21 protein-coding genes are annotated in these 25,085 nt (G+C 62.8%); 16 read left to right on the top strand and 5 right to left on the bottom strand.

Annotated features, from left to right (window positions below; all coding sequences use genetic code 11):
* Positions 1-24: 24 nt before the first annotated feature.
* The 4 genes from AC1DZP_RS08880 to AC1DZP_RS08865 all read right to left on the bottom strand — a co-directional run bounded on the left by AC1DZP_RS08880 (position 25) and on the right by AC1DZP_RS08865 (position 4,846).
* Complete coding sequence (locus AC1DZP_RS08880) at positions 25-1,101, bottom strand: ABC transporter substrate-binding protein (protein WP_457151765.1); 1,077 nt, start codon at positions 1,099-1,101, stop codon at positions 25-27.
* A gap of 248 nt (positions 1,102-1,349) precedes the next feature.
* Positions 1,350-2,234, bottom strand: coding sequence for a helix-turn-helix domain-containing protein (locus tag AC1DZP_RS08875; protein ID WP_457151766.1), 885 nt, complete (start codon positions 2,232-2,234; stop codon positions 1,350-1,352).
* A 346-nt stretch (positions 2,235-2,580) separates the two neighbouring features.
* On the bottom strand, positions 2,581-3,567 hold the full coding sequence (locus AC1DZP_RS08870) for a L,D-transpeptidase (protein ID WP_457151767.1): 987 nt from the start codon (positions 3,565-3,567) through the stop codon (positions 2,581-2,583).
* Between the two features lie 94 nt (positions 3,568-3,661).
* Positions 3,662-4,846 (bottom strand): Gfo/Idh/MocA family protein, encoded by a 1,185-nt coding sequence (locus AC1DZP_RS08865; protein ID WP_457151768.1) that lies wholly within the window; start codon positions 4,844-4,846, stop codon positions 3,662-3,664.
* Between the two features lie 125 nt (positions 4,847-4,971).
* Here AC1DZP_RS08865 and AC1DZP_RS08860 point away from each other — a divergent pair, with 125 nt between their 5' ends.
* The 16 genes from AC1DZP_RS08860 (at position 4,972) to AC1DZP_RS08785 (ending at position 23,307) form a co-directional block, all read left to right on the top strand.
* Positions 4,972-5,859: a MurR/RpiR family transcriptional regulator gene (locus AC1DZP_RS08860; RefSeq protein WP_477301660.1), complete on the top strand. Its 888-nt coding sequence runs from the start codon at positions 4,972-4,974 to the stop codon at positions 5,857-5,859.
* Between the two features lie 78 nt (positions 5,860-5,937).
* The gene (locus tag AC1DZP_RS08855; protein WP_477301658.1) at positions 5,938-6,720 is read left to right on the top strand and encodes an SDR family oxidoreductase; all 783 of its coding nucleotides are present in this window, start codon (positions 5,938-5,940) and stop codon (positions 6,718-6,720) included.
* Positions 6,717-8,255, top strand: a complete 1,539-nt coding sequence (locus tag AC1DZP_RS08850) for a mannitol dehydrogenase family protein (protein ID WP_477301656.1) — start codon at positions 6,717-6,719, stop codon at positions 8,253-8,255. The genes AC1DZP_RS08855 and AC1DZP_RS08850 overlap by 4 nt, the downstream gene beginning before the upstream one ends.
* A 139-nt stretch (positions 8,256-8,394) precedes the next feature.
* Complete coding sequence (locus AC1DZP_RS08845; protein WP_477301654.1) at positions 8,395-9,309, top strand: sugar phosphate isomerase/epimerase family protein; 915 nt, start codon at positions 8,395-8,397, stop codon at positions 9,307-9,309.
* A gap of 163 nt (positions 9,310-9,472) precedes the next feature.
* Positions 9,473-10,507 (top strand): ABC transporter substrate-binding protein, encoded by a 1,035-nt coding sequence (locus tag AC1DZP_RS08840; protein ID WP_095091300.1) that lies wholly within the window; start codon positions 9,473-9,475, stop codon positions 10,505-10,507.
* A gap of 167 nt (positions 10,508-10,674) precedes the next feature.
* Positions 10,675-12,249, top strand: a complete 1,575-nt coding sequence (locus AC1DZP_RS08835; RefSeq protein WP_477301652.1) for a sugar ABC transporter ATP-binding protein — start codon at positions 10,675-10,677, stop codon at positions 12,247-12,249.
* Positions 12,246-13,220, top strand: coding sequence for an ABC transporter permease (locus AC1DZP_RS08830; protein ID WP_477301650.1), 975 nt, complete (start codon positions 12,246-12,248; stop codon positions 13,218-13,220). Before AC1DZP_RS08835 ends, AC1DZP_RS08830 begins: the two co-directional genes overlap by 4 nt.
* Positions 13,221-13,308: 88 nt before the next feature.
* A complete protein-coding gene (locus AC1DZP_RS08825; RefSeq protein WP_477301648.1) occupies positions 13,309-14,295 on the top strand; it encodes an ABC transporter permease in 987 nt (328 codons plus the stop codon).
* A 527-nt stretch (positions 14,296-14,822) separates the two neighbouring features.
* Positions 14,823-15,488 carry a hypothetical protein gene (locus tag AC1DZP_RS08820; protein ID WP_095091773.1) on the top strand — a complete coding sequence of 222 codons (666 nt, stop codon included), beginning with the start codon at positions 14,823-14,825 and terminating at the stop codon, positions 15,486-15,488.
* A 94-nt stretch (positions 15,489-15,582) separates the two neighbouring features.
* Positions 15,583-18,558 (top strand): OmpA family protein, encoded by a 2,976-nt coding sequence (locus AC1DZP_RS08815; RefSeq protein WP_477301646.1) that lies wholly within the window; start codon positions 15,583-15,585, stop codon positions 18,556-18,558.
* Positions 18,559-18,571: 13 nt separating this feature from the next.
* Positions 18,572-19,066: a Rab family GTPase gene (locus AC1DZP_RS08810; protein ID WP_095091295.1), complete on the top strand. Its 495-nt coding sequence runs from the start codon at positions 18,572-18,574 to the stop codon at positions 19,064-19,066.
* A gap of 3 nt (positions 19,067-19,069) precedes the next feature.
* Positions 19,070-20,140 (top strand): adenylate/guanylate cyclase domain-containing protein, encoded by a 1,071-nt coding sequence (locus AC1DZP_RS08805; protein WP_477301644.1) that lies wholly within the window; start codon positions 19,070-19,072, stop codon positions 20,138-20,140.
* Positions 20,141-20,415: 275 nt separating this feature from the next.
* Positions 20,416-22,215 carry a winged helix-turn-helix domain-containing protein gene (locus tag AC1DZP_RS08800; protein ID WP_477301642.1) on the top strand — a complete coding sequence of 600 codons (1,800 nt, stop codon included), beginning with the start codon at positions 20,416-20,418 and terminating at the stop codon, positions 22,213-22,215.
* Positions 22,216-22,408: 193 nt separating this feature from the next.
* Positions 22,409-22,708, top strand: a complete 300-nt coding sequence (locus tag AC1DZP_RS08795; RefSeq protein WP_477301640.1) for a nickel-binding protein — start codon at positions 22,409-22,411, stop codon at positions 22,706-22,708.
* A gap of 86 nt (positions 22,709-22,794) precedes the next feature.
* The gene (locus tag AC1DZP_RS08790; RefSeq protein ID WP_477301638.1) at positions 22,795-22,998 is read left to right on the top strand and encodes a DUF1127 domain-containing protein; all 204 of its coding nucleotides are present in this window, start codon (positions 22,795-22,797) and stop codon (positions 22,996-22,998) included.
* Positions 22,999-23,025: 27 nt separating this feature from the next.
* Positions 23,026-23,307: a hypothetical protein gene (locus tag AC1DZP_RS08785; protein ID WP_477301636.1), complete on the top strand. Its 282-nt coding sequence runs from the start codon at positions 23,026-23,028 to the stop codon at positions 23,305-23,307.
* 132 nt (positions 23,308-23,439) lie between these two features.
* Here AC1DZP_RS08785 and AC1DZP_RS08780 read toward each other — a convergent pair whose 3' ends face one another.
* Positions 23,440-24,942 carry a helicase HerA domain-containing protein gene (locus AC1DZP_RS08780; RefSeq protein ID WP_477301634.1) on the bottom strand — a complete coding sequence of 501 codons (1,503 nt, stop codon included), beginning with the start codon at positions 24,940-24,942 and terminating at the stop codon, positions 23,440-23,442.
* Between the last annotated feature and the right edge of the window lie 143 nt (positions 24,943-25,085).

The raw sequence follows: 25,085 nt of genomic DNA, 5'->3' as shown, positions 1-25,085 counted from the left end.
AGCGGAACGGGGCAAGGGTCGCGGTCAGTTCCCGATGCCCAGCTTCTTGCAACCCTCCGCGTAGCGATCGACGCAGAGTTCGGCCGCGGTGTTGATCTTCTTGTCGATGATCTCGGCCTTCAGGTTTTCCTGCGTCACCACCGCCGGCGTGAACAGCTGCGACGGCGTATCGTACAGCGTCATCTCGGCCTTCGGCGTCTCGCCCGAAAGCAGCTTGATGGCGACGTTGGCAGCAGCCGCCGCCACGATCTCGCTCGGCTTGGAGATGGTGTTGTACTGGTCGCCGGCGATGATCAGCTGCAAGGCGGCGATCGTCGCGTCGTTGCCGGTCACCGGCGGCACCGGATCGACGCCGGCTGCCTTGAAGGCCGCGATGGCGCCACCACCGGTGCCGTCATTGGCGGCCACGACGCCGAGGATCTTGGGCCCGAAGCGGGTGATCTGGCCGCCGGCCCATTGCTGCGCCTTCGGCGGCGCCCATTCCGGCGTGTCGTATTCGGCCAGGATCTGGTAGCCGCTGTTGTCGAGGCCTTCATGGATGCCCTTCTTGATCAGCCCAGCCGCCGCGTCGGTCGGCGAGCCGTTGATCTGCAAAACGCCACCGGTGGCCGGATCGACCTTGAGCGCCTTCAGATGCGCGACCAGCGAGTCGGCGATCGCCTTGCCGATGCCTTCATTGTTGAACGAGACATAGAAGTCGGCCGGTGCGGTCGGGATAGGCCGGTCATAGGCGATGACCTTGATGCCCTGGCTCTGCGCCAGCTTGACTAGGGAGGCGGCGGCGGTCGAGTCCACGGGATCGAGCACGATCGCCTTGGCGCCCTGCGAGATCACCGAGTTGAACTGCTGCTGCTGGCGCGAAGCGTCGGCATCGGCGTTCTGGTAGAGCACCTTGCAGCCCGGGCACAGCTTCTTCATCTCGGCGGCAAAGCCGGGATAGTCATGCTGTTCGTAGCGGGTCGAGGCCTGGTCGGGCATCAGGAAGGCGACGGTGGCGTCGGTGACCTCGGCCGCCCTTGCGATCGCGGCGGTGCCGGCCAGCAGCGACAGCGCAATTGCTGCCATGCCGGCGGACTTCAATGAAGATGAAAATCGGGTCATTCGGTCTTCTCCGTTTCTGGATATGGTTGTAAGAAGGTCGTTGACTGCTATGTTGTGAAGACACGCCTCCGCCCTCGCCCCAACTGCAATTGGGAACCAGGGCCCGGCACCGCCTCTTGGCCGCGCCGACATCCTCCGCTGGCGAAGGATTTCTAGGACAAGCGCTCTCCATCGCGGACCGCGTTATGCGGGCCACGTTGTCAGGCGAAAAATGTGGTTCCTCCCTTGGGTCCTCCCTGGCTCCTCCGTTAAGCGGCTTTTCCCGCGTTGATGTTGTCGGCCAGCAGGCGCCTGAAACGCGAGGGCGGCATGCCCTTCTCCGCCAAGAACTGCCGGTTGAAATTGGACAGATTGTTGAAGCCGACCTCGTAGCAGATGTCGGTGATCGAGGCTTGCTCGTCGCTCATCAGGATCTGGCAGGCGAGGTTGATGCGCAGCCGCTTGACATATTGCACCAGCGACATGCCGGTGTGGCGGCGAAACGAGCGTGAGAAGGCGCCGGTCGACTGGCCGGCGATGGCCGCCAGATCCGTCTCGTCAAACAGCTGCGTCAGGTTTTCACGGATATAAGCCAACGCCTTGTTCATGCCGGCGGTCATGTAGCCCGAGGGATCCGGCCGGTAGCTGGCGCTGGCGAGCAGCTGGAACTCCTGGGCCCGGCTGAGCAGGCCCGATATCATCATGAACAGCTCGATGCGGCGCACGCCTTGCGCCTGCATCATCTCTTCCATCAGCGGCGCCAGCTCCTTGCTGGTGCGGCTGGAAAACAGCACGCCGCGCCGCGACGCCTCGAGCAGTGGCCCGAGCCCCGCCAGTTCCGGCAGCACATGCATGGCATCACCAATGAAGCTTTCCGAAAACTGGATGATGCGGCCGCGCAGCGGAACGGAGCTGTCCCTCGGGATATCGCTCACCCAATTGTGCGGCAGGTTGGGTCCGGTCAGCACCAGATTGCCTGGCTCGAACTCGCCGATGAAGTCGCCGACGAAATAGCGGCCGTTGGTGAAGATCACCTGATGCAGTTCATATTCGGGATGGAAATGCCAACGCACCGTGTGGAAGGGGTAGCCATGCGACCACGCCTTGAAGGACTCACCGCGTCGTATCTGGACAACTTCCAGGTCCGGTTCCATGTCCGTCTCCTCCGGGCCAGCACGGATCGTTGCCGCGTTCGACCCACATTCCCTAACCGGCCGAATTGGTTTCGGCTCTGCATTTCGAGACCACGCTACCGGCTCATGACAGCAGGCGCCACCACGATTCAGGGCAGTGGATGATACTTTTTTAACCGGGAAAGGGACACGGAAAGGCAATATTCGGGCAGGATGGGATCAGAACCGCTGACCGCAACGCGCCTGGTTCGGGCCGAGGGCAACTGCCCCTGTTGAACCTGCCCTCCCAGCCCATCCGCCTCGGATCAAACCACTCAAGCTGGGTCAAAGTCGCCCTCGTGCGCGACCGCCGTAAGCGGAAACCTCCTCAGTCCGTCGCCGACATGACGACGAAGTCCTGGCCGGAGCGGCTATCGGGATGCAGCGGCGCGTCGGTGAGCACCATCACCATGCCCGGATGCATCCTCGCCTGCATGGCGTCGAGGAAGCTCTTTTGCGTGCTGAGCCGCTTGAGCATGTCTTGCTCATTATTGAAGAACGAGCCGGAACTGGCGCTGCGGCTGATGTCGACCCATTGCCAGTCATTGGCGGCTCCCGCCACCTGCAAGGTCAGCACATGGCTGCCAAGCCCGCCGGAGCCGGTGATGGTCAATGGCGCCTGCGCGACGACCACGCCGTTCTCGATCAGCATGATCTGCTTGTCGCCCGACGAGGCGATGATCGAGGTGACCGGGAAGTCCTCCGGCTCGACCCAGTCGGCGGCGCGCTTGTGGCCGTCCTTGGAAGCGACGACGTTCTGGAACTGCCCGGCCGCGTAGCCACCCAGCACCATTCCGGGATTGGTCAGTTCGGCCGGGTCACCGCGCGCGCCCGAAATGATGACCGGCGTGCCGATATGGGTGATGCCGAACAGATTGCTGGAAAAGGCGAGCGGCAGCCGCACGCAGCCATGCGAGGCGGGATAGCCCGGCAGATTGCCGGCATGCAGCGCGATACCCGACCATGTCAGCCGGTTCATGTTCGGCATCGGCGCATCATTGTAGGTGCTCGACTTGTGGTCCTTGTCCTTTTGGAGAATGACGAAGATGCCGGTCGGCGTCTCATGTCCGGGCTTGCCGGACGAACAGGTCGAGACTGCTATGCGCACGCCGTTGCGATAAACATGCACACGTTGCTGCGGCAAGGAGACGATGATGGCGACCGGCCCCTTCTTCTGGCGTTCCGGATGCCAGGTGAACTCGCCGGGCTTGAGATCCTTGATGTCCTCAAGCGTCTCGGCGGCGAAGCTTCGTACCGCCGGCAACAACGCCAGCACGCCGGCGCCAAGCACCAAATGCCGTCTGTCGAGACCCATGCCGCCCCCCTCGTCATGACCAGCCGTCAGTCTAGAGGCTCTCCGGCCCGGATAGAAGCGGTCATGTTTGGGCGGATCGGGTCGCGCCTCGCTCTCACCCGAACCGGGCTTGCGTCCACGCTCCACCAGCCGCATTCGACTCCACCGCCGCCGCGACGAACTTCACGCCGCGCGCGCCGTCGACGACGTCAGGCACTTGCGCCGCTCGGGCCGGATCGACCGCCGCGCCCGAGCGATGCGCGCGAATGATATCGGCGGCGTCGCGGTAGAAATTGGCGAAGGCCTCGATGTAACCTTCAGGATGCGCCGCCGGCATGCGCGACACCCGCCGGCTCTCTTGCGTTGAGCCATGGCCGCCGCGCACCAGCGTGCGGCTTTCCTCGCCGTAGATGGAGAAGCGCAGTTCCTCAGGCCGCGCGCCCGACCATTCCAGCCCGGCTCTGTCGCCATAGATGCGCACGGACAAATCATTGTAGTGGCCGGGCGATGTCTGGCTGGCCAGGATTGTGCCGCGCGCTCCGCCGGTCCAGCGCACCAGCACATGCGCATTGTCGTCGAGCCGGCGCCCCGGCACCGCGGTGAACAGGTCGGCCGAAACCGCCTCGGCCTCACAGCCCGAGATGTAGCTTGCCAGATTGAAGGCATGCACGCCGATATCGGCCAGCACCGCCGACTGCCCAGCGCGCGCCGGGTCGGTGCGCCACTCCGCCTGCTTCTGGCCTTCGGCGTCGATCGGCCTGGTCAGCCAGTCCTGTATGTAGGCGCCATGCACCGACACGATGCGCCCGAGTTCGCCCGCCGCCACCATCTCGCGCGCCTGGCGGACCATGGCGTAGCCGGTGTTGTTAAGAGTGACGACGAAGCGGCGTTTCTTCGACCGCGCGAGCGCCACCAGCGCTTCGGCGTCGGCCAGCGTCGTCGACAGCGGCTTGTCGCAGATCACGTCGATGCCGGCTTCGAGGAAGGCTGTCGCGATTGGTGCATGCAGATGGTTTGGCGTGACGATGACGACGGCCTCGATGCCGTCCGGTCGCGCGGCTTCGGCCTGCGCCATCACGCGATAATCGGCATAGCTGCGCTCCGGCGCCATACCGATCTCGGCGGCCGATGCGGCGGCGTTCTCCGGGTCGGAGGACAGCGCGCCGGCGACCAGAACGATCTGGTCGTCGAGGCGCATGGCCAGCCGGTGCACGGCGCCGATGAAGGCATTGCGGCCGCCGCCAACCATGCCGACCCGCAAGCGTTGGCGTGTCGAGCCGTCCGATGTTGCATAGACCATGATTTTTCAAACTCCTCCGGACAGGCGATTTCTGGGGGGTGCAAGCCGATAACACCGCCAGCGCTTTCGAACACGATTTCCAATTTCCATATTGTAAAACGATCGTGCCGCGCTAGCCTGAAATCATGAGTGGGGCAGGCAAAACATCGGGACGGTCCGTTGCAGACGAGGCGGCGACCCGCAAACGCGGACGCTCGCTGGCGGCACTCGGTTACATCCAGCCGCAGACCTATGAGGAGTTGCGCGCGGTGCTGTCGTCCGGCACCGTGCATTTCCCCAAGCGGCTGCGTCAGGTCGCCATCTTCCTGTGGCAACATCCGAGCGACGTCGCGCTCGGCACCATCGCGCAGGTGGCGGCACAGGCCGGCGTGCAGCCCTCGACGCTGGTACGCTTCGCCCAGATCTTCGGCTATGCCGGCTTTTCCGATTTCCAGGGCCTGTTCAAGGACCATATCAAGGGGTCGTGGCCGGACGGACGCGGCGAGCAGCGGAGCGAACCCAACGCCGACCTGCATTTCCTGCACGGCATGGTCGGCGCCTCACAGGCCTCGCTTGGCCGCGTCGAGAGCGATTTCGACATCGAGAGTTTCGAGAAGATGGTGACGCTGCTGGCGGCCGCCGACCTGATCTATGTCATCGGCTCCAAGCGCGCCTTCCCCGTCACCACCTATCTGTCGCTGACGCTCTCGCAGCAGGGCGTGCGCAACGTGCTGGTCGACAATGTCGGCTCCACCGCGCTCGACCAGGTCGGCTGCATCGGCAGGCAGGACGCCGTTCTGGCGGTGTCCTTCAGCCCCTACAATTCGATCACACCCGACCTCGTCGCCGTGGCGCATGAGCGCAACGCCGGCATCGTCACCATCACCGACAGCACCTTCAGCCCGCTGATCCGGCTGTCGGACACCTGGCTGGAGGTGGTCGAATCCGACTTTGCCGGCTTCCGCTCGCTGGCGGCGTCGCTGGCCGTCGGCATGGCGCTGGTCCACGCAGTCGTCGCGCGCCGCGGCCAATGAGGCGCTGCTGGCACAATTGACTGCCGGGAATTGACGTTCCATATTTCGAAAAATAGAAACTTTGTTCCGGGAGGAGGAATGGAGCTTCAGATCAAAGGCAAGGTGGTGCTGGTCACCGGCGCGACGCAAGGCATTGGCCGAGCGATTGCCGAAACGCTTGCGCGTTCGGGCGCCGGTGGTCTGCTGGTCACCGGTCGCGAGAAGGCGCGCGGCGATGCCGTGGCAGCCGAGCTTTCGCGGCTCGGCACGCCCACTGTTTTCGTCGCCGCCGACCTCTCCGACCCCGAAGCCCCTGCCCTGCTGGCGCAAGCCTGCATCGATCGCTTCGACCGCATCGATGGCCTTGTCAACGCCGCCGGCCTGACCGACCGCGCGTCCTTCCTCGATGCCGACCTCGATGACTGGGCAGCGCTGTTCGCCGTCAATGCGCGCGCACCATTCTTCCTCATGCAGGCGGCGATTGCCGATATGAAGAAGCGCGGCCAGGGCGGCGCCATCGTCAACATCCTGTCGATCAATGCCCATTGCGGCTCGCCGGAGCTCGCGGTGTACTCGGCCACCAAGGGCGCGCTGGCGACGCTGACCAAGAATGCCGCCAACGCCCATCGCTTCGACCGCATCCGCGTCAACGGCATCAATGTCGGCTGGACCGACACACCGGCCGAACGCACCATGCAGGCCGAGACGCTCGGCAATGGTCCGGGCTGGCTCGACGCCGCCAAGGCCTCGCAGCCTTTCGGCCGCCTGTTCTCGACAAGCGATGTGGCGAACCTCGCCGTCTTCCTGCTTTCCGACGCGGCCGGACCGATGACCGGCACGCTGGTCGACCAGGAACAGTGGGTGATCGGGGCGAACCGGTGAGCGTCGCCCCCTCCCCCGAGACACTTGGGCCGGCGCTGCTCGCCCGGTTGCCTGCCGCCGTCCAGAAACCGGCCTATGACCGCGCGGCGCTCGCGCCCGGCATGGCGCACCTCGGCGTCGGCGCCTTCCACCGCTGCCACCAGGCCGAATACACCGACGATCTGCTGGCCAGCCATTTCGACCGCTGGGGCGTCGTCGGCATCAACATCCGGCCACCCAGCCTTGACGACACACTTGGCCGGCAAGGCTGTCTCTACACGCGGTTGATCCGCGAGAACGGCAATGTCGAGGCGCGCGTCATCGGCAGCATCATAGAGGTAGTCGACAGCCAGGCGAGTGCCGCACCCGCGCTCGATGTGCTGTCCTCCTCCGACATCGAGCTGGTGACGACGACGGTGACCGAGAAAGGTTATTGCCACATCCCGTCCAGCGGCGAACTCGATCTCGACCATCCCGACATCGTCCACGACCTCGCCAACCCCGAGAAGCCACGCAGTGTGCCCGGCCTGTTGGCGCGGGCGCTGGAATTGCGCCGGGCGACACATGGCCGGCCGCTGACGCTGCTCTCCTGCGACAACATCCCGGCCAATGGCACTATCCTGGCCAATGTCGTGCAGGCTTTTGCCGAACGGCGCGGCAACGGCCTTGCCGACTGGACCTCGGCCAACGCCGCCTTCCCGTCGGCCATGGTCGACCGCATCGCGCCGGCGGTCACGCAAGCCGACCTCGACGGCGTCGAGCAGCGTTTCGGCTACCGAGATGCGGCGGTCGTCGTCGGCGAGCCGTTCCGGCAGTGGGTGATCGAGCAGAAATTCGCCGGCCGCGTGCCGCGCTGGGATCGGGTCGGCGCCAGCTTCGTCGACGACGTCACGCCGTTCGAACATCTCAAGATGCGGGTGCTCAACGGCGCCCAGACGACGCTTGCCACGCTCGGCGTGCTGGCCGGCCTCGAACACACATTCGATGCCATCGCCGACCCGCTGCTGTTGGCCTTTGTGCAACGCATGCTTGTCGAAGAGACGCTGCCGACGCTGCTGCCGGTGCCGGGCATGGAACCGCTGGCCTATGTCGCGCAGAGCCTCGGCCGGCTGCGCAACATCGCGATCCGCCACCGCAACCACCAGATTGCCACCGACGGTTCGCAAAAGATCGTCCAGCGCCTGCTCAACCCGATCCGCGACCGCCTGAGCCAGGGCCAAAGCATCGCGCTGCTGGCGCTCCCGGTCGCCGGCTGGATGGCCTACCTGATCCAGGCCTCGGCACGGTTCGGCAAACGCTGGCCGGTGTCGGACCCCTATGCCGGCAAGGTCGCCGACATATCGGACGCAACCGGCCGCGATCCACAGGCACTGGTGGCCGGCATCCTTGCCATCGAGACGATTTTCGAGCCCGGCCTTGCCGCGAACGATGTGTTCCGCAGGTCCGTCACATCAACGCTCGGCGAGCTGCTGTCGGACGATCCGATGGCCGCCGTCAGGCACAGTCTGGAACAGGGCGAGGCGGTACGGTTGAAGCGGCCCGCACAATCGGCATAGTGGAAGTCGGTCATGAAGCCACGACGAGAGCAATTCCAGGAAAAGTGTGAAACGGCTTTCCGCCCGGAATTGCCTCAAAAACAAAGGGATAGAACGGTTCCTCGTTCCGTGAAACGATGAACTGTTCAGGGGAGGCATGATGAAACTTGGACTGCTCACCGCACCCTTCGCGGAGACGCCGCTTGGCGAGGTCGCCGGCTGGGCAAGCTCCGCCGACTTCGAGGCGCTGGAAATCGCCTGCTGGCCGAAATCGTCGGGCGCCAGCCGCCGCTATGCCGGCACCAGCCACATCGACGCCGCCTCGACTACCGCCGCGCAGGCCAGGGAGATCGTCGCCTCACTGGCCGAGAAGAATCTCTCGGTCTCCGGCCTCGGCTACTACCCCAACCCGCTGCACCCCGACGCCGCCCACCGCGAGGCTGTCATCGGCCATCTGAAGAAGGTGATCGTGCTGGCCGCCAATATGGGCGTGCCTGTCGTCAACACGTTCTGCGGCGGCGATGCCGCCAAGACCGTCGACGTCAACTGGCAGGAGGCGCTCAAGGTCTGGCCCGAAATCGTCGCCCATGCGCGCGGCCATGGCGTCAAGCTCGCCTTCGAGAACTGCCCGATGATCTTCAGCTATGACGAGTGGCCAGGCGGGCACAACATCGCCTATTCGCCGCAGGTCTGGCGCCGCATCCTGGAAGCGTGGGGCGGCGATGTCGGCATGAATTTCGACCCCTCGCACCTGGTCTGGCAAATGATCGACCAGGCCCGCTTCATCCGGGAATTCGGCCCCTACATGCTGCATGCCCACGCCAAGGACCTGATGATTGATCATGATGGACTCTACGAGCGCGGAATCCTCTCGGCTGGCATAGGCTGGCAGGTGCCGCGCATGCCGGGGCTCGGCGATGTCGACTGGAACGGCTTCTTCTCCGGCCTCTACCGGGCCGGCTATGACGGACCCATCATCATCGAACACGAGGACAGGCGATTTGAAGGCAGCGACGATCAGGTGAAGCGGGGCTTTCTGCTTGCCCGCGACGTGCTGCGTCCGTTCGTGAAATGACGGCGCAAATGCATGTCGCCCAAAGCGCGGAGGAGCGATTTTGGGACAATGACATGCATGGAACAAGCACAAGAACTTAAGGCGCGCCGCGTGAATCTCTTTCTGCGCGACGCGGTTTAACGACTTGGAACTGAACTGAAAAACAATGTGGAGGAAATCTGAAATGAAGAAATATCTGACCATGGTCCCGCTACTTGCCGGCGCGGCCTTCCTGGCCTCAGTGGGCGCTTCGTCCGCCGCGGGCAAATACACCATAGGCATCTCCAACACCGTGCAGGGCAATGGCTGGCGCGAGGAGATGGTCTGCGCCATGAAGGCGCAGGCACTGGCCTCCGGCGAGGTCGCCAAGCTCAACATCGCCCACCGCAACACCGATGCGGCCGGCCAGCTCGAAGACATCCGCAACCTGATCAGCGCCAAGGTCGACGCCATCGTCGTCAACCCGGCCGATCCGGCCGGCATCAAGGCGGGCCTCGAGGAAGCCACCAAGGCCGGCATCGTCGTCGTTGCCGTCGACCAGGCGGTCACCGAACCGTCGGCCTACATCATCTCCAACAACCAGGAGCAGTACGCCTATCTCGGCGCCAAATGGCTGTTCGGCCAGATGGGCGGCAAGGGCGAAGTGTTCTACATGCGCGGTGCCGCCGGCGCGTCTGCCGACAGCGACCGCGACAAGGGCTTCAAGAAGGCGCTGGCCGAATTCCCCGACGTGAAGGTCGCACAGGAAGTCTTCACCGGCTGGCAGCAGGACCAGGCCAAGCAGCAGATCCTTTCCTTCCTCTCGACGGGAACGCCGATCAACGGCATCTGGACCTCCGGCATCGACAACGTCATCGTCGACGCGCTGGTCGAGTCGCAGGCGCCGCTGGTGCCGATCGTCGGTGCCGACAATGCCGGCTTCGTCGGCCAGTTGAGTTCGGTCAAGGGTCTCGTCGGCGCCGCAGTCACCAACCCCGGTTCGATCGGCGGCGCTGGCGTGACGCTGGCGCTGCAGATCCTCGACGGCAAGAAGCCGGCACAGCAGACCGTGCTGGTCGAGCCGCAGCTGTGGGAGAACGCCACCGACGAAGGCAAGGCCAAGCTGAAGGCCGCCGCCGACCCGTCGCTGAGCCCCGAATGGCCGGTCTCGATCTCGATCCCCGACTGGACCACCTACACCAAGGACCAGATCGTCGCCTGCAAGGGCCCGGGCGAGTAAGTCTTGGCTTTCGCTAACGGCCGTCGGTCGGCGCCGCCCCTCACCTGCCTGCCGGCATCCTCTCCCCGTATAGAGACGGGGAGAGGAACGTCGTCGTCCGGCAGGACAGTGAGGGGCGGCGCTGACATTCGCAGTGATCCGAGCACGCAACCTGAGAACCACCGGATTTGACCAGCAACCCGCTCCTCGACGCCACCGGCGTCGCCAAGAATTACGGCGCCGTTGCCGCGCTGCGCAACGCATCGCTGTCGGTGCTGCCGGGCGAGGTGCACGCGCTGATGGGCGCCAACGGCGCCGGCAAGTCGACGCTGGTGAAGATCCTGACCGGCGCTATTCCTGCCAATGCCGGGCGTATCCTGATCCGTGGCGAGGCCCGCGACATACGCTCACCCGCCGCCGCCCGCCGCGCCGGACTTTTGCCCGTCTACCAGGAACCGTCGCTGATCCCCGATCTCGACGTCCTGTCCAATCTGCGGCTGACCGGCACGCCGGTCGAGCCGTTCCGCGCCTGGGTGCGCGAACTCGGCATTCCCGATCTCGATATCCGCGACACCGCCCGCGACATTCCGCTGGCCGTGCTGCGCGTGCTCGACCTGGCGCGTGCGCTGGCCGTCGAGCCCGACGTGCTGCTGCTCGACGAGATGACGGCGGCGCTGCCCGCCAACCTTGCCGAAAAGGTGCTGGAAGTGGTGCGCCGCCAGGGTGACAGCGGCGGCGCGGTAATCTTCATCTCCCACCGCTTCGTCGAGATCTCGGCGCTGTGCGACCGCGCCACCGTACTGCGCGACGGCGAGACCGTCGGCGTCGTCGACATCGTGCCCGGCGTCGAGGAAAAGATCGTCGAGCTGATGCTTGGCACACGCATCGTCAAGACACATGTCGCCGCCCGCAGCGCTGCCCAAAAGGCTGCGCCCGCCCCTGCCCGCCCGCGGCTGGCGGTGCGCAATCTGCGCGTCGGCACCAAGCTCAACGACGTCTCCTTCGATCTCGCCGATGGCGAGGTCGCCGGCGTCGTCGCGCTTGAGGGTCAGGGCCAGGACGAGCTGTTCGCAGCCCTTGCCGGCTCGATCCGGCCATCGGGCGGCGGAATAGAGGTCGACGGCCAGCCGGCGAAATTCTCCCATCCGATCGACGCCATCCGCGCCGGCCTCGCCTATGTGCCAGGCGACCGCGCCGAGGCGCTGGCCATGCAGCGCTCGGTGCGCGAGAACATCGCGCTGCCCTTCAGCGCCGCCTTGCGCAACTGGGGGCCGATTGCCATGCGCCAGGAGCGCGCCAAGGTGGTCAGCGCCATCGAGCGGCTGCAGATCGACACCCGCGCGCAAGGGGAAGTGCAGCGTCTCTCCGGTGGCAACCAGCAGAAGGTGACCATCGCCCGCTGGATCGCCGCCGACACGCGGACCCTGCTGTGCTTCGACCCGACGCGCGGCATCGACGTCGGCACCAAGCAGGAGATCTACAAACTGCTGCGCGAGGTCGCCGGCCACGGCAAGTCGGTGCTGTTCTACACCTCCGAACTGGAGGAGGTGCAGCGTGTCTGCGACCGCGTCATCGTCATCTTCGGCGGCCGCCTCGTCGACATCTTCCCGGTCGAGGAGGCCGACGAGCCGGCGCTGATGCGCGCCGCCTACGGCCTGCCGCGCGGCGCCAAGGCCGACATCGGCATTTTGGCCGACCCCCACCCTTCTTCCCCGGAGAGCGCGAGTTCCTCGGACTCGAACACGCCGGGGACGACGCCATGAGCCATTTCCTGCACCGCCAGGGCTGGGTCGCCGGCCTGTTCGTCCTCTTCATCGTCCTGTTCATCATCACAAAACTGATCCAGCCGGCCTATGGCAGCGGCGATTTCGGCTCGCTCGTGCGCGCCGTGCTGCCTTACGCCTTTGCGGTCGCCGCCCAGACCGTCGTCGTCATCGCCGGCGGCATCGATCTGTCGGTCGCCGCCATGATGGCGCTGACCAGCGTCACCGCCGCCTCGATGATGGCAGGCGCCAGCGAAGAATACGCGCTGTTCGTGGTGCCCTTCGTGCTCGCCATGGGGTTCGTGCTCGGCGCCATCAACGGAATGCTGATCGTCGTCACCCGCGTGCCCGACATCGTCGTCACACTGGCCACTTTGTTCGTACTGCAAGGCGCTGCCCTTTTGGTGCTCGATGCGCCGGGCGGTGCCGCGGCCGAATGGCTGAAGACGCTGATCTCGGGCACGGTGTCGATACCCGGCCTGCCCGACGGCATCGATGCGTGGCTGCCCAAGGCTTTGCTGCTGCTCATCGTCTGCCTCTGCATCATCTGGATACCGCTCAGGCGCTCCCGCCTCGGCCTCTCCATCTACGCCATCGGCTCGAGCGAACTGGCGGCGTTCCGCAGCGGCGTACCAGTCGCGCGCACCCGCATCATCGCCTATGCGCTGTCGGGCCTGTTCGCCGCTTTTGGCGGGCTGGCTCTGACCATGAGCACCGGTATCGGTGCGCCCATTCCCGGCCCCTATCTGCTCGCCAGCGTCGCGGCGGTGGTTCTCGGCGGCGTCGCACTCGGCGGCGGCAAAGGCGGCCTGCTCGGCCCCATCGTCGCCGTCTTCGTGCTGCGGCTGGTGCGCACCGACCTGACGCTGCTTGCCATCGACCCCAACGTCACCGCCATCATCGAAGGCGCCATCATGGTCGCCGTGGTGATGTTCGGCGCCTTCATCACCATGCGGAGCCGGCAGTCATGAGCGGGCATGAAATGGGGCGTCGTGGAGCACAATCCTCTCCCGTCAACCGAACCAACATCGGGCGAAACCAATCGCGAGCACGAGCGTCATGAGCACAACCGCGATCTCTCCCCAACCTGCCCCCTTCGGCCGCCGCGTAAAGCGCTTCATGGCCGACCGGCCGCTGATCCCGCTGATCATCCTGCTCGTCATCCTGGTGGTGATCCTGCAGATACTGCGCCCCGGCATCGTCAACGAGCGCTGGATCGCCAATACGATAAAGTTCGCCATACCGCTGGCTATCCTCGCCGGCTGCCAGACCATGACCATGCTGACCGGCGGCATCGACCTGTCGATCGGCACGGTGGCGACGATGAGCGCCTTCATCATGGCCACGCAAATCGTCAACCAGGACCCGGCGGTGGCCTTCCTGCTGGCAATGATGCCGGCGGTCCTGATCGGCCTCGTCAACGGCATCGGCGTCGGCGTCTTCCGCGTCCACCCGCTGATCATGACGCTGGGCACCAGCCTGATCGGCACCGGCTGCCTGCAGGTCTACCAGCGCACGGTGATCGCGTCGGGCGCCAAGATCCCCGACTTCCTCGCCTGGCTCGGCACCGGCCTGACATATGGCGTGCCCAACGCCCTGCTGCTGTTCGTGCCGCTGGCTGCCCTCATCGTCTTCACCTTGAGCCGCACAGGCTTCGGCCGCTTGCTCTACGCCGTCGGCGACAATGAGCGCGCGACCCGCCTCTCCGGCGTGCGATACTGGCAGGTCATCACGGCGCTCTACGTCATCTCCAGCGTGCTCGCCGGCATCACCGGCCTGCTCTATATCGGCCTGATCAAGGCCCCCTCCCTGTCGCTCGCCGAACCGCTGGTGCTGCCTTCGGTGGCGGCAGCCGTGATCGGCGGCACCTCGATCTTCGGCGGCCGCGGCGGTTACACCGGCACCATCATCGGCGCCCTGATCCTCACCGTGCTGACGACGTTGCTGACCATCCTGCAAATGCCGGAAGGGGCCAGGCGGATCTTGTTCGGGCTGATCGTGCTGTTCGTGACGGCGGCGTATTTGCGGATCGTGGAGGAGCGGTAGGACGTGGGCGCGGAAGTGAATTTCCGCTTCGCGCCTCGTTTCGGCCACAGAGGCAACAGGCAGCCTTGCCGCCGACAACGGTCGCTGTCCCCGGCATTCTCGAACAGCCATTCTCCGTCCCGAAAGAAGACCCTTCCTTCCAGCTTTGGGCCCGCATCGCAAGCCGATGGTCTCAGTATACAGCTGGATGTGAGGCAGTATGTGCGCCGACAGGTTAGCGAGCTGCGATGGATCGAAAGACTCTTGGAAGCTTATTTGCGTTCCAGCAGCTATAGCCGACTTTGTCTCACTCCCCTGGCAAGTAGGTTTCGTCCAACGGGCGATTGGATTGGTCGGCCCTGGCCGCCACTACAAAGAAATACGGGAGTGACGCCAATCGGAACTCGTGCAATTGTTGCTAGTCCACGAGGTTAAAAAGGGACGCTGGGATCGGCTTAAGCTAGGAAGATTCCAGCTTGCGGCATGGCTAATTTACTGACATATTTATCTGTTTCCGAGTTTTGCACTATGGCAATTGGGGCAAAAAGATGGCCAAGGAATCTGCGAATGCCGCTTCTCCAGCAGTTAAAGCGGACGTAAATCTGATGGGTAATGCGGAGGGTAACGGGCTGAACTTCATGGCGGCCCAGGCTCGAGAGGGCGGAGGCTCCGGCGACGCTGTAGGTGTCGACAAGATACGCGATCTGCTGTTCGGCAACCAGATGCAGGACTATGACCGCCGGTTTTCCAAGCTTGAAGAACGGTTCTTGCAGCGCTTCAAGGATGTCGAATCCGAGGCCAAGCGCAATCTCGAAATGTACGAGTCAAATGCAAAGAAGCAGGTCGAATCGCTTGCGGCGCAATTGCGGAACGAAAAAGACGCACGAGCCGAGGCCGACAAGGAGATTGACCGGAATCTTCGCGAGCAAAATCAGGCACTTGAAAAGCAGGTGCGCGCGTTGTCGGATCAATTGAGCGAGCTTGAGCGCGATGTTGCCGATCGGATGAATCGAAATGATCATTCGCTGCGCGAGGATATCAAGCAAAAGAATGAAACCGTTCAGATGATCATGGAGAAAATGTTCTCCGATCTCAGCAACGTCAAGACCGACCGAAATCTTTTGGCTGGCCTGTTTGTCGAGGTTGCAAAATGTCTGAATCAGGATCCCGTCGGTAACAAGAACAACTCGGAACGCAGCTGGAAAGTGAGTTGATCGGAATTTGACGTCAACCGTCGACCCAGTCAACCTTCCTCAAAGTACAGCCTCGAACGATACCGAGATTGATCGCGAGGCTCTGGCTAGGCTGTTGGTCGAAATTGCCCGGAACGTCGATCCGGACAATCATGCGCATTTCGACGTTCCAGCCGCCGACCATCGCATGGACACACTTCGCGAGCTGCTGGTCGGCCGCGAAATTTCTGAGCTTTCACGCGTTACGCACCTGCTCGACGAACCCGAGCAGCTTGCGGCCGCAGTGGGGGACGTTCTCCCCAGCGCAGCCGCATCGGCGTCTCATGCGCAACTCGGCGAGGCCTTTGCGCCAGTTGTCGAGCGGGCCGTGCGACGGTCCATCCAGAAGAACCCGCGCACGCTGACGGATATATTATACCCGGTGTTTCTGCCGGCTATTCGCAAGTCGATCGGCGAAAAGATCGACCAGACCTTTCAGTCGCTGAACGAATCTTTAAGGCATATATTTACCTGGCATGGACTTAAGTGGAGATTTGAAGCCTGGAGGACAGGAACGAGCTTCTCAGAAGTTGTCCTTAAGCATTCCCTCTCCTATCAAGTAGAGCATGTCTTTCTCATTAACCGAAATTCCGGGCTATTGATTACACATGTAGCCGCCGAAAATGCAACGAGCGAAGACCCTCAACTAATTTCTTCGATGCTTAGTGCAATTCAAGATTTTGTAAAAGACTCATTCAACGAGAAAGAACAGAGCGGACTGGACACTATCCGTTTCGGGGAGCTTCGCCTTTGGTCGGAAGTTGGACCGTTTGCGACCTTGGTTGCGGTGATCCGCGGAAATCCGCCAGAGGAATTACATGAAATAATTCGCGACGTACTGCTTCGCATCCACGATGAGAGCTCAGAAGCTCTAGAGCAGTTTGACGGCGACAGTTCGCAGTTGGCCGGCGTAGAGGCGCAGCTACAGACCTGTGTTGAACTGAAGCACGAGGATTCAAACGAGGGATTTCCGTGGCTGGTGGTGGCTGCAGTCCTGCTGGTTTTGGTACCTGCAGGCGGTTGGTTCTTTCTTTCCTGGCAAGCCGGGCAGCGCTGGCAGGCCTATGTGTCGCGACTGGAGACCCAGCCGGGCATCATCGTTGCGGAACACCAGATGCGCGGCGGCCAATTCTATATCGCCGGCCTGAGAGACCCGCTTGCCGCCGACCCGCAGTCGCTGTTGTCCGGAACGCAAGTCGATCCCGCCCGGGTTCATTCGCAGTGGCAATTCTATCAGAGCCTTGAGCCGGAGTTCGTGTTGAAGCGGCTGGCGGCGTCGCTGGCCCCGCCGGATACAGTACGACTTTCGATCGTCAACGGTCGCATCGTTGCCGAGGGCGAGGCTCCCGACACGTGGATCGACCGGGCGCGTGCCACCGCCCAACAACTTTCGGCAGGCGGACCGGTCTTCGATATCTCCAAGGTTCGTGATGTGAGCCCCGAAGCGCGCGCGGCGGAGCGCTGGCAGGCCTATGTGTCGCGACTGGGGGCCCAGCCGGGCATCATCGTTGCAGATCAGAAGATACGCGATGGCCAATTCTATATTGCCGGCCTGAGAGACCCGCTCTCCGCCGACCCGCAGTCGCTGCTGTCCGGAACGCAGGTCGATCCCGCTCGCGTTCATTCGCAGTGGCAATTCTATCAGAGCCTTGAGCCGGAGTTCGTGTTGAAGCGGCTGGCGGCGTCGCTGGCCCCGCCGGATACAGTACGACTTTCGATCGTCAACGGTCGCATCGTTGCCGAGGGCGAGGCTCCCGACACGTGGATCAACCGGGCGCAGGCCGCCGCCCAGCAGCTTTCGGCAGGCGGGCCGGTCTTCGATATCTCCGGGGTTCGTGATGTTAGCCCCGAAGCACGCGAGGCGGAGCGCTGGCAGGCTTATGTGTCGCGGCTGGGGACCCAGCCGGGCATCATCGTTTCAGATCAAAAGATACGCGATGGCCAATTCTATATTGCCGGCCTGAGAGACCCGCTCTCCGCCGACCCGCAGTCGCTGCTGTCCGGAACGCAGGTAGATCCCGCCCGGGTTCATTCGCGGTGGCAATTCTATCAGAGCCTTGAGCCGGAGTTCGTGTTGAAGCGGCTGACAGCGTCGCTGTATCCGCCGGATACAGTACGACTTTCAATCGTCAATGATCGCATCGTTGCCGAGGGTGAGGCTCCCGACACCTGGATAGACAAGGCGCGCGCAGCAGCCCGACAGCTTTCGGCAGGCGGACCGGAATTCGACATCTCCAAGGTTCGTGATGTGAGCCCCGACGCACGAGCGGCAGAGCACTGGCAATATTATGTGTCGCGACTTGAGGCCCAACCGGGAATCATAGTCGCCCAACAAACGGCGAGGGGTGGACATTTCTACATTTCCGGCCTGAGAGACCCGCTTGCCGCCGACCCGCAGGCTCTGCTGTCCGGAACGGAGGTTGATCCTGCCCGCGTTCATTCACAGTGGCAATTCTATCAGAGCCTTGATCCGAAGTTCGTGGTGAAGCGGCTGACGGCGTCGCTGACCCCGCCGAAATCGGTTCAGGTTTCGATCGTCCAGGGTCGCATCGTTGTCGTGGGTGAGGCCCCTGCCGCCTGGATCACCCGGGCGCAGGCCGCCTCCGAGCAACTTTCGGCGGACGGAGTGGTTCTGGATGTCTCGCAGCTGCGTGAGCTGAACCTTGCAGAACTTAATTATTTGAGAGAAGCCATCCAGACGACCGATATTTTCTTCTCGTCCGGCAAAGTTGTGCCGGGACCAGAGCAGGTGCCGGTTCTCGACAGGTTGGCGGATCAAATCAAGGAATTCGCCCAGAATGCCCGCAAGTCAGGCGTAACAGCGCGGTTCATGTTAACCGGGCATTCGGACGCCACTGGCCGTGAGACGGCCAACGCGTCGATCAGCGCCGCCCGCGCTGAGACAGTTCGCGCGCTTCTTAACAAGCGCGGCGTCCCTCCGGAACTGCTGCTGGTTCGGGGCGCGGGAACTTTTGAGCCGTTGGTGCCTGAAAATATTCAAACTGGTAGCTCCACCAATCGCCGGGTTTCGGTTACGGTAAACCTGGACTAGGGCGGGGCCCACGATGCTGCAAAAAAAGATCTGCATGTTGGGCGGGTTCGCTGTCGGAAAGACGAGCCTGGTGCGCAGGTTTGTGCAAAGCATCTTTTCGGAAACCTACTTGACCACGGTGGGAGTGAAAATCGACAAGAAGAGTGTCGTACTCCCGGATAAAACCGTGGATCTGATTTTGTGGGATTTGGCCGGCGAAGACGATATCGGCTCATTCCGCGTCAGCTATGTGCGAGGTGCGACCGGGCTCGTGCTTGTCGTCGATGGAACCCGCGCCGCAACCCTTGCCGTGGCGCTCACGCTGCGCGAGCGGGTCGAGGCCGAATTCGGACCTATGCCGTTCGTGTTGCTGTTCAACAAATCCGATCTGGCCGATCGGTGGGCAATACCGGATAGTGAGATTGACGGACTGAGGCAGCTTGGATGGCAAATCTATCTGACAAGCGCGCTTTCAGGTGAATGTGTCGATGATGCATTTCGTCAGCTTGCTTCGATGGTCACCGAATAGACCATGCATGGATTGCCAAGAGAAGTCAGAAGCTGGATTTTCAACTTCTTCTATCGTGAGCACTCTGTCGCGTATCTGAAAATTGACGCAGAGCTTTGCATAGTTGCGAAGGGCGGCAATCTTAAACATTACGAACTCTCATCACTTCGCATTGGTAAGCCTGTTGCCGATCAGCTCGCATTCATGGAAGGCTTGCTGCCTTGCCCGGAGCTTCCATTTCATATGGCCATGATCGAACTGCCCGGCGGGCGTGTCGCGGACCTTCATCTTTTTGCTGACGATGACTGCGTGTGGCTGCTCGTTCTTGACGCCACCGCCGAACGCGACAACAGGCAGCGGCTTCAACAGAAGGCCTATGAAATGACGCTCCTGCAAGAGAGGGAGCGTCAACTCAACGAGAAATTACGATCGACGAACGAGGCGTTGAGGGAGAGCCAGGAGGGATTGTCGCGTGAATACCAGCGCGCCGAAACCCTGCTCCTCAACATTCTGCCGGCGTCCATCGCGGAGCGGCTAAAGGCGCACGAACAGATTGCGGACAACCACGCGGAGGTGAGTGTGCTTTTTGCCGACATCGTCGGTTTTACGGAAAGAGCGCGAAGCGTCGGAGCCGTGACGACGCTCGCTATCTTGAATTACTTCTTCAAGGTGGCGGATCAGCTCTCGGAACGATATGGCTGCGAAAAGATCAAGACAATCGGCGATTGTGTGATGGTGGTTGCCGGCCTGCCCGCCGCGCGATCCGATCATGCGGAAGCCCTTGCGCACTATGCACTTGAACTGCGCGAGGCGGGTCGGCGCGAACGCTTCGCGGGAGAGCCGCTAAGACTGAGAATTGGAATTCACTCCGGACCGATCGTCGCCGGCGTCATAGGCAAAAAGCGGTTTGCCTATGACCTGTGGGGCGACACCGTCAATCTCGCCTCACGGATTCAAACGTCCGCCGAGCCCGATGAGATCCGTATTTCGGATGCAACTCACACACTGCTTGGACCAGATTTCGCTTGCGACCCACTCGAGGAGACGGAATTGCGGGGCACAGGTCGTGTGCGCATGTGGCGGCTCCGGGCCTGATTTGCCACTGGCAGTGCCAACCCTGCAGCGCATTTCATTTCAAGCCAGTGAATGTCCTCAGAGGGTGCGCGAAGCAGTTGATAACCGTGCGACCGCCGAAGGTCTGTCCTGGGCGATCTCGCATCGTCTGTGCATCTTTCGCCAAGCAAGACACGCTCCGTGAACCACAAGAATGACAGTCACTTTGCAAGCTTAAGTCCGGTTGCCGTCAACTAGAACGGGGCCGCTCCCATATCTGGGACCGATAAGGTAGACTGCAGCATCGGAAGACGGCGATGCACCATTCGTTTGGACAATTCGAACTTGATGAAGCTGCCCGCAAACTGTCCCTGGAGGGCGTTGGGCAGAAAATCCAGCCGCTTGTCTTTGACTTGCTCGTGTATCTGGTTCGCAACGCAGGCAGAGTTGTACCCAAAGAGGAGTTGATGGACGCTCTTTGGCCGGATGTCATTGTGACTGAAGCGTCGCTTCAGCGGGTGGTTAGCCTTACACGCAAGGCGCTTGCAGCAGGCGGATTGCAGGACGCAATACACAGCTACGTCCGCCACGGCTATCGCTTCGCAATCGATGAGCCAGGACTGGGCTACGTGCGGCCTGCCACGTTCGCGGGGGATGACAACCTTGCGCAGGCCCGCAGGCTAGCGGCGGCACGCGATTGGAGTGCGGCTGCAAAGCTCTTCGCAGGTCTTGCGGATATCGAGGCTCTCTCTCCGGCCGATATCGATCTTTGGGCTTTGGTCGTTGAATGCGGAGGGCGGCCGACCGAGGCGATCCCTATGCTGACCCGCGCCGTTGCTGCTCATATCGAGGCTGGGGATTCAGCGCGCGCCGCCAGATCCGCCGTGACACTTGCCAAGATCCAAGCCGAACGGGGAGCGGCTGCCGTTGCGGAGGGATGGCTGGAACGTGCTGCTTCGCTTCTTTCTCAGTCCAAGGACGCGAGCACGGAATCGTATCTGCTATGGATGAAGTCGCGTCTTGCATCCTCAGGCGGCCGCCCTGAGGAAGCGCTTCAGTTGGCTTCGGCCGCCCACTCGATAGCTGAACATTGCGATGACCCAGGCCTGCGAGCCCTGACCCTGACCTACAAGGGATTTTACAACCTGGCGCTTGGGAAGATCGAGGAGGGCAACGAGCAGCAAAACCATGCGGCGGCGATCGCGTTGTCGAGCCAGGTGGACCCGATCACCGGTAGCTTGGTCTATTGCAACATCCTCTGGAGCTGCAGGACCTTTGCCGATTGGTCGCGTGCTCGCCAGTGGAGTGAGGGTTTTGAAAGCTGGTGTACCGCAAGCTTTGCCCAAACATCAGGGGCCTGTGACCTTCATCGTGCCGAAGTGGTTGCGGCGCAACAGATTTTGCCTGAGGCCCTGGCTTGCATAAATGAGGCGCTTCCCAAACTTTCTGCAGAGGAATCGTGGTCGCTTGGCGAGGGCTTTCGGGTCCGTGGCGATATCTTCGCCATGATCGGCGATCTCGCGTCGGCGCGAGCTGACTACGATCAGGCCTATGCACTCGGCTGGGACGCGGAACCGGGCAATGCCTTGCTGTTGTTCGAAAGCGGCGACTTGGAAGGTGCGCTCGCTGCAATTGACCGTGTCTTACAAGGGGTGTCATGGTTCCATCTTCAGCGGCGCGGAAACTTGTTGGTCAATGCAGCCTGCATTGCAGCACGCGGCGGACGCTCGAACCAAGCCTCAATCTATCTGACCGAAATCGATGCACAACCACAACGCTGGCGACAACCGGCGACACAGGCGTTGATAGCCGAAACAAAGGCTGCACTCTGCAAGCCAGACGACCCGAACAAAAATCGCCTTCTGCTGTTGGCCCGGCAACTTTGGACAAGCGCCGGTGTCGATTATCATGCGGCGAGGATCCGCCTGCAGTTGGCAAGAGCTCTGCTCGGCTCGGGCGACGTCAGCGGCGCGAAAGTAGAGATCACGGCGGCAGAAAGATCGGCTCGTCACCTGGGATCGCAGCGCCTGGACCAAGAAGCCGCACTGCTTCGCCACAGCCTTTTGCCCGATAGCCAATCGCTCATCGATGGCCCCAGGCAAGAGCTCATCACCTGAGCGCGGCTGGCTTGCATGCTGCGATGAGCTACGGATCAGCTCTTGCCGCCTATCCAGGGCGAAGATCAGCCAAAGATAAGCTCGAGATAAGGACGGTCAGTCCCCTCAGGAGGTAATTTTTCCCCGTCATGCAGACACGCATGGCACCAGCGGCGCCGACAATGGGTCGGCGCGATAGCGAAAGGGAAAAATCGTGAACCTCTATGTCATCCGTCGCCCTAGCGCATGGGCATCTCTGCCGGAACTCGAAGCCGCCGGCGCGAAATCAGCGAAGGTCGCCAAGGAACAGATGCCGGGCCAAGTCCGCTGGATCCGCAGTTACGTGGTGAATGAACCCGATGGGCGCATCGGCACCTTCTGCATCTACCAGGCGAAAGACGGCGAGGCCATCCGGGATCACGCCAAGCGCGTCGGCATGCCGGGGGAGGAATTCTACCCGGTGGCCGACACCGTCATCCTTCAAAATGATCCGATTTCAGCAGCGGCCGCCTGACGGAGTCCAGTTGCTGCCTCACGTCATCAGCGTGGGGCAGCATCGCGCAACCAACAGGCAATGAACAGAGGGTGCTTGGAGGCGGCATGCCCGCATACCAGCGCCGCGAATCCTACCGAATGGAGAAAACAATGTTTCACTACCTCAAGCATGTTTCGATTGGGCTGAAGGCTCGCAGAACCGAGAGGGCTTTACGCGCTCTGCCAGACCATATCCTGAAGGACATAGGCCTTCGACGCGATGCAATCTCGTATGCCGTTCGAGAGCATCTGAAGCACGATCGCATTTGATCGTTCGCAACTAGATGGAATTGGAAAATGGAAATTCTTATAAACATGACGAACATCATGTATGTGATCGCTTACTTCACGCTGGATATTTTGCGGCTGCGGATACTAACGACTGCAGCAGCAATCTGTCTCGCGGTGTACTTCTACAGCCAGCCGGCGCCACTCATGAGCGTGGTCGGCTGGAATGTCTTCTTTGTGCTTCTGAACCTCATCCAGATCGGCCGCATCTTGACGTCTCGGTACGTCAAGCTGCGGTCATACTCTCGCCGGGAAAATGCCGGCGGGCGTATGCGAAATGGCGGGTTTTGAACGACATTGGCGCTCGAAACCGAGACATCAGGTATGAGGCGCATGGTTCCGAAAAGGTGCGGCCAGCGGCTGCTGGCGACTGTCGGCACTGGCGCAAATTCGCGGGCAGGCCGGAAACCTGAGGCTCCCGCCTCACACCGCCAGGCGTCCCTGCTCGGCCTCCTCGGCATTGGGGTCGCCCGGGGCCGTTGCCCAGGCGAGTTCGACCAGCGTCACGGTACGCCGGCCTACCCCGTCGAGCTGGCAGACGATGAGGCCTTGCTCCTCGATGTAGGTGAGGAGACGCCGGGCACGGCGCAGCGAGTGGGAGCCGTAGGCGCGGGCGATCGCGGCATCGCTCGGGCAGGGCCAGCCCTCCTTCGCCGCCCTGGCGATCATCATGAACACGCCCTGCATATCATCAGGCAGCAGTGAGGCGCGCACCGAGACGTCCTGCCAGGCGTCATCCCCTGCTGCCATGTCGGAGCCGAGCCCGGCGCGGGCGCGCGTCAGCATACGGCGGAACTCCGGCAGATCGGGCACCACCGAGGCAAGGCCCTCGATGCGGCAGCGCACCACGAACTCTTGATAAAGCACGCCGATGACACGGAAGCCCGCGTCCGGCTGCGCCAGGATGGCGCGCAGCACACGGTCCACACGCTCGCGGCGCTCGGCCAGGTCCTCGGCGCTGATTTGCGGCTCCGCCGGCTCGGGGCGGATTTCGAGTGCCGCCGACTTCGCCGCCATCAGTTGATCGAGCAGGTCCGGCGACGACCGGCGCTGCGGCCGCACCGTCTCGGGCGGCGGCGCTGCCAGGATGATGGCGCGCGCGTCCTCCAGCGCTGCTTCCGGCAGCGGCATCAGCCGCGGCGTGCCGTTGCGCGGACTGGTGTCGGTCGGGCCGATGCGCAGGCCGAGCGGCCGGCGTGACAGCGCCGGACCGAGCGCCATGAACTGGCCGCGCTCCAGGTCGCGAAATGCCTCCGCCTGGCGCCGCTCCATGCCCAAAAGGTCGGCGGCGCGCGCCATGTCGATATCGAGGAAGGTGCGGCCCATGAGGAAATTGGACGCCTCGGCAGCGACGTTCTTGGCGAGCTTGGCCAGCCGCTGGGTGGCGATGATGCCGGCAAGCCCGCGTTTGCGGCCACGGCACATCAAATTGGTCATCGCGCCAAGCGAGAGTTTGCGCGCCTCGTCCGAAACCTCGCCGGCCACCGCCGGCGCGAACAGCTGCGCTTCGTCCACCACCACCAGCATCGGATACCAATGGTCGCGGGCGACCTCGAACAGCCCGCCGAGGAAGGCGGCGGCCCGCCGCATCTGATTCTCGGCGTCGAGCCCCTCGAGATTGAGCACGGTGGAGACTCGGTGGATGCGCGCCCGCTCGCCGGCGCTCTGCAGGCCGCGCTCGGTATGCTCCTCGGCATCGATCACCAGATGGCCGAAACGGTCGCCTAGCGACACGAAGTCGCCTTCGGGGTCGATGATGGTCTGCTGGACCCAGGGGGCGCTCTGCTCCAGCAGCCGCCGCAACAGATGCGACTTGCCGGAGCCCGAATTGCCCTGCACCAAAAGGCGCGTCGCCAGCAGCTCCTCGAGATCGAGCGTCGCCGCGGCGCCTGCGGTCGTGTGTCCCATCTCGATCGCAACGGTCATCTCGACTCAGGCGCTCCTTTCGCAGACGGGCTTATCAACCCGATCACAGCCCGTCGAGCGCGCATGGCCGCCCGCGCCGTGTTGCGCACAGGCCAAGGAACCGTCTCCGGATCATCGACAACAAGGAAACCCTGTGGATAGTA

It is taken from the genome of Mesorhizobium sp. P2_F8 (genome assembly GCF_056403655.1).
The sequence above is the reverse complement of the archived record's forward strand: the minus strand, read 5'-3'. Positions and strand labels throughout refer to the sequence as shown.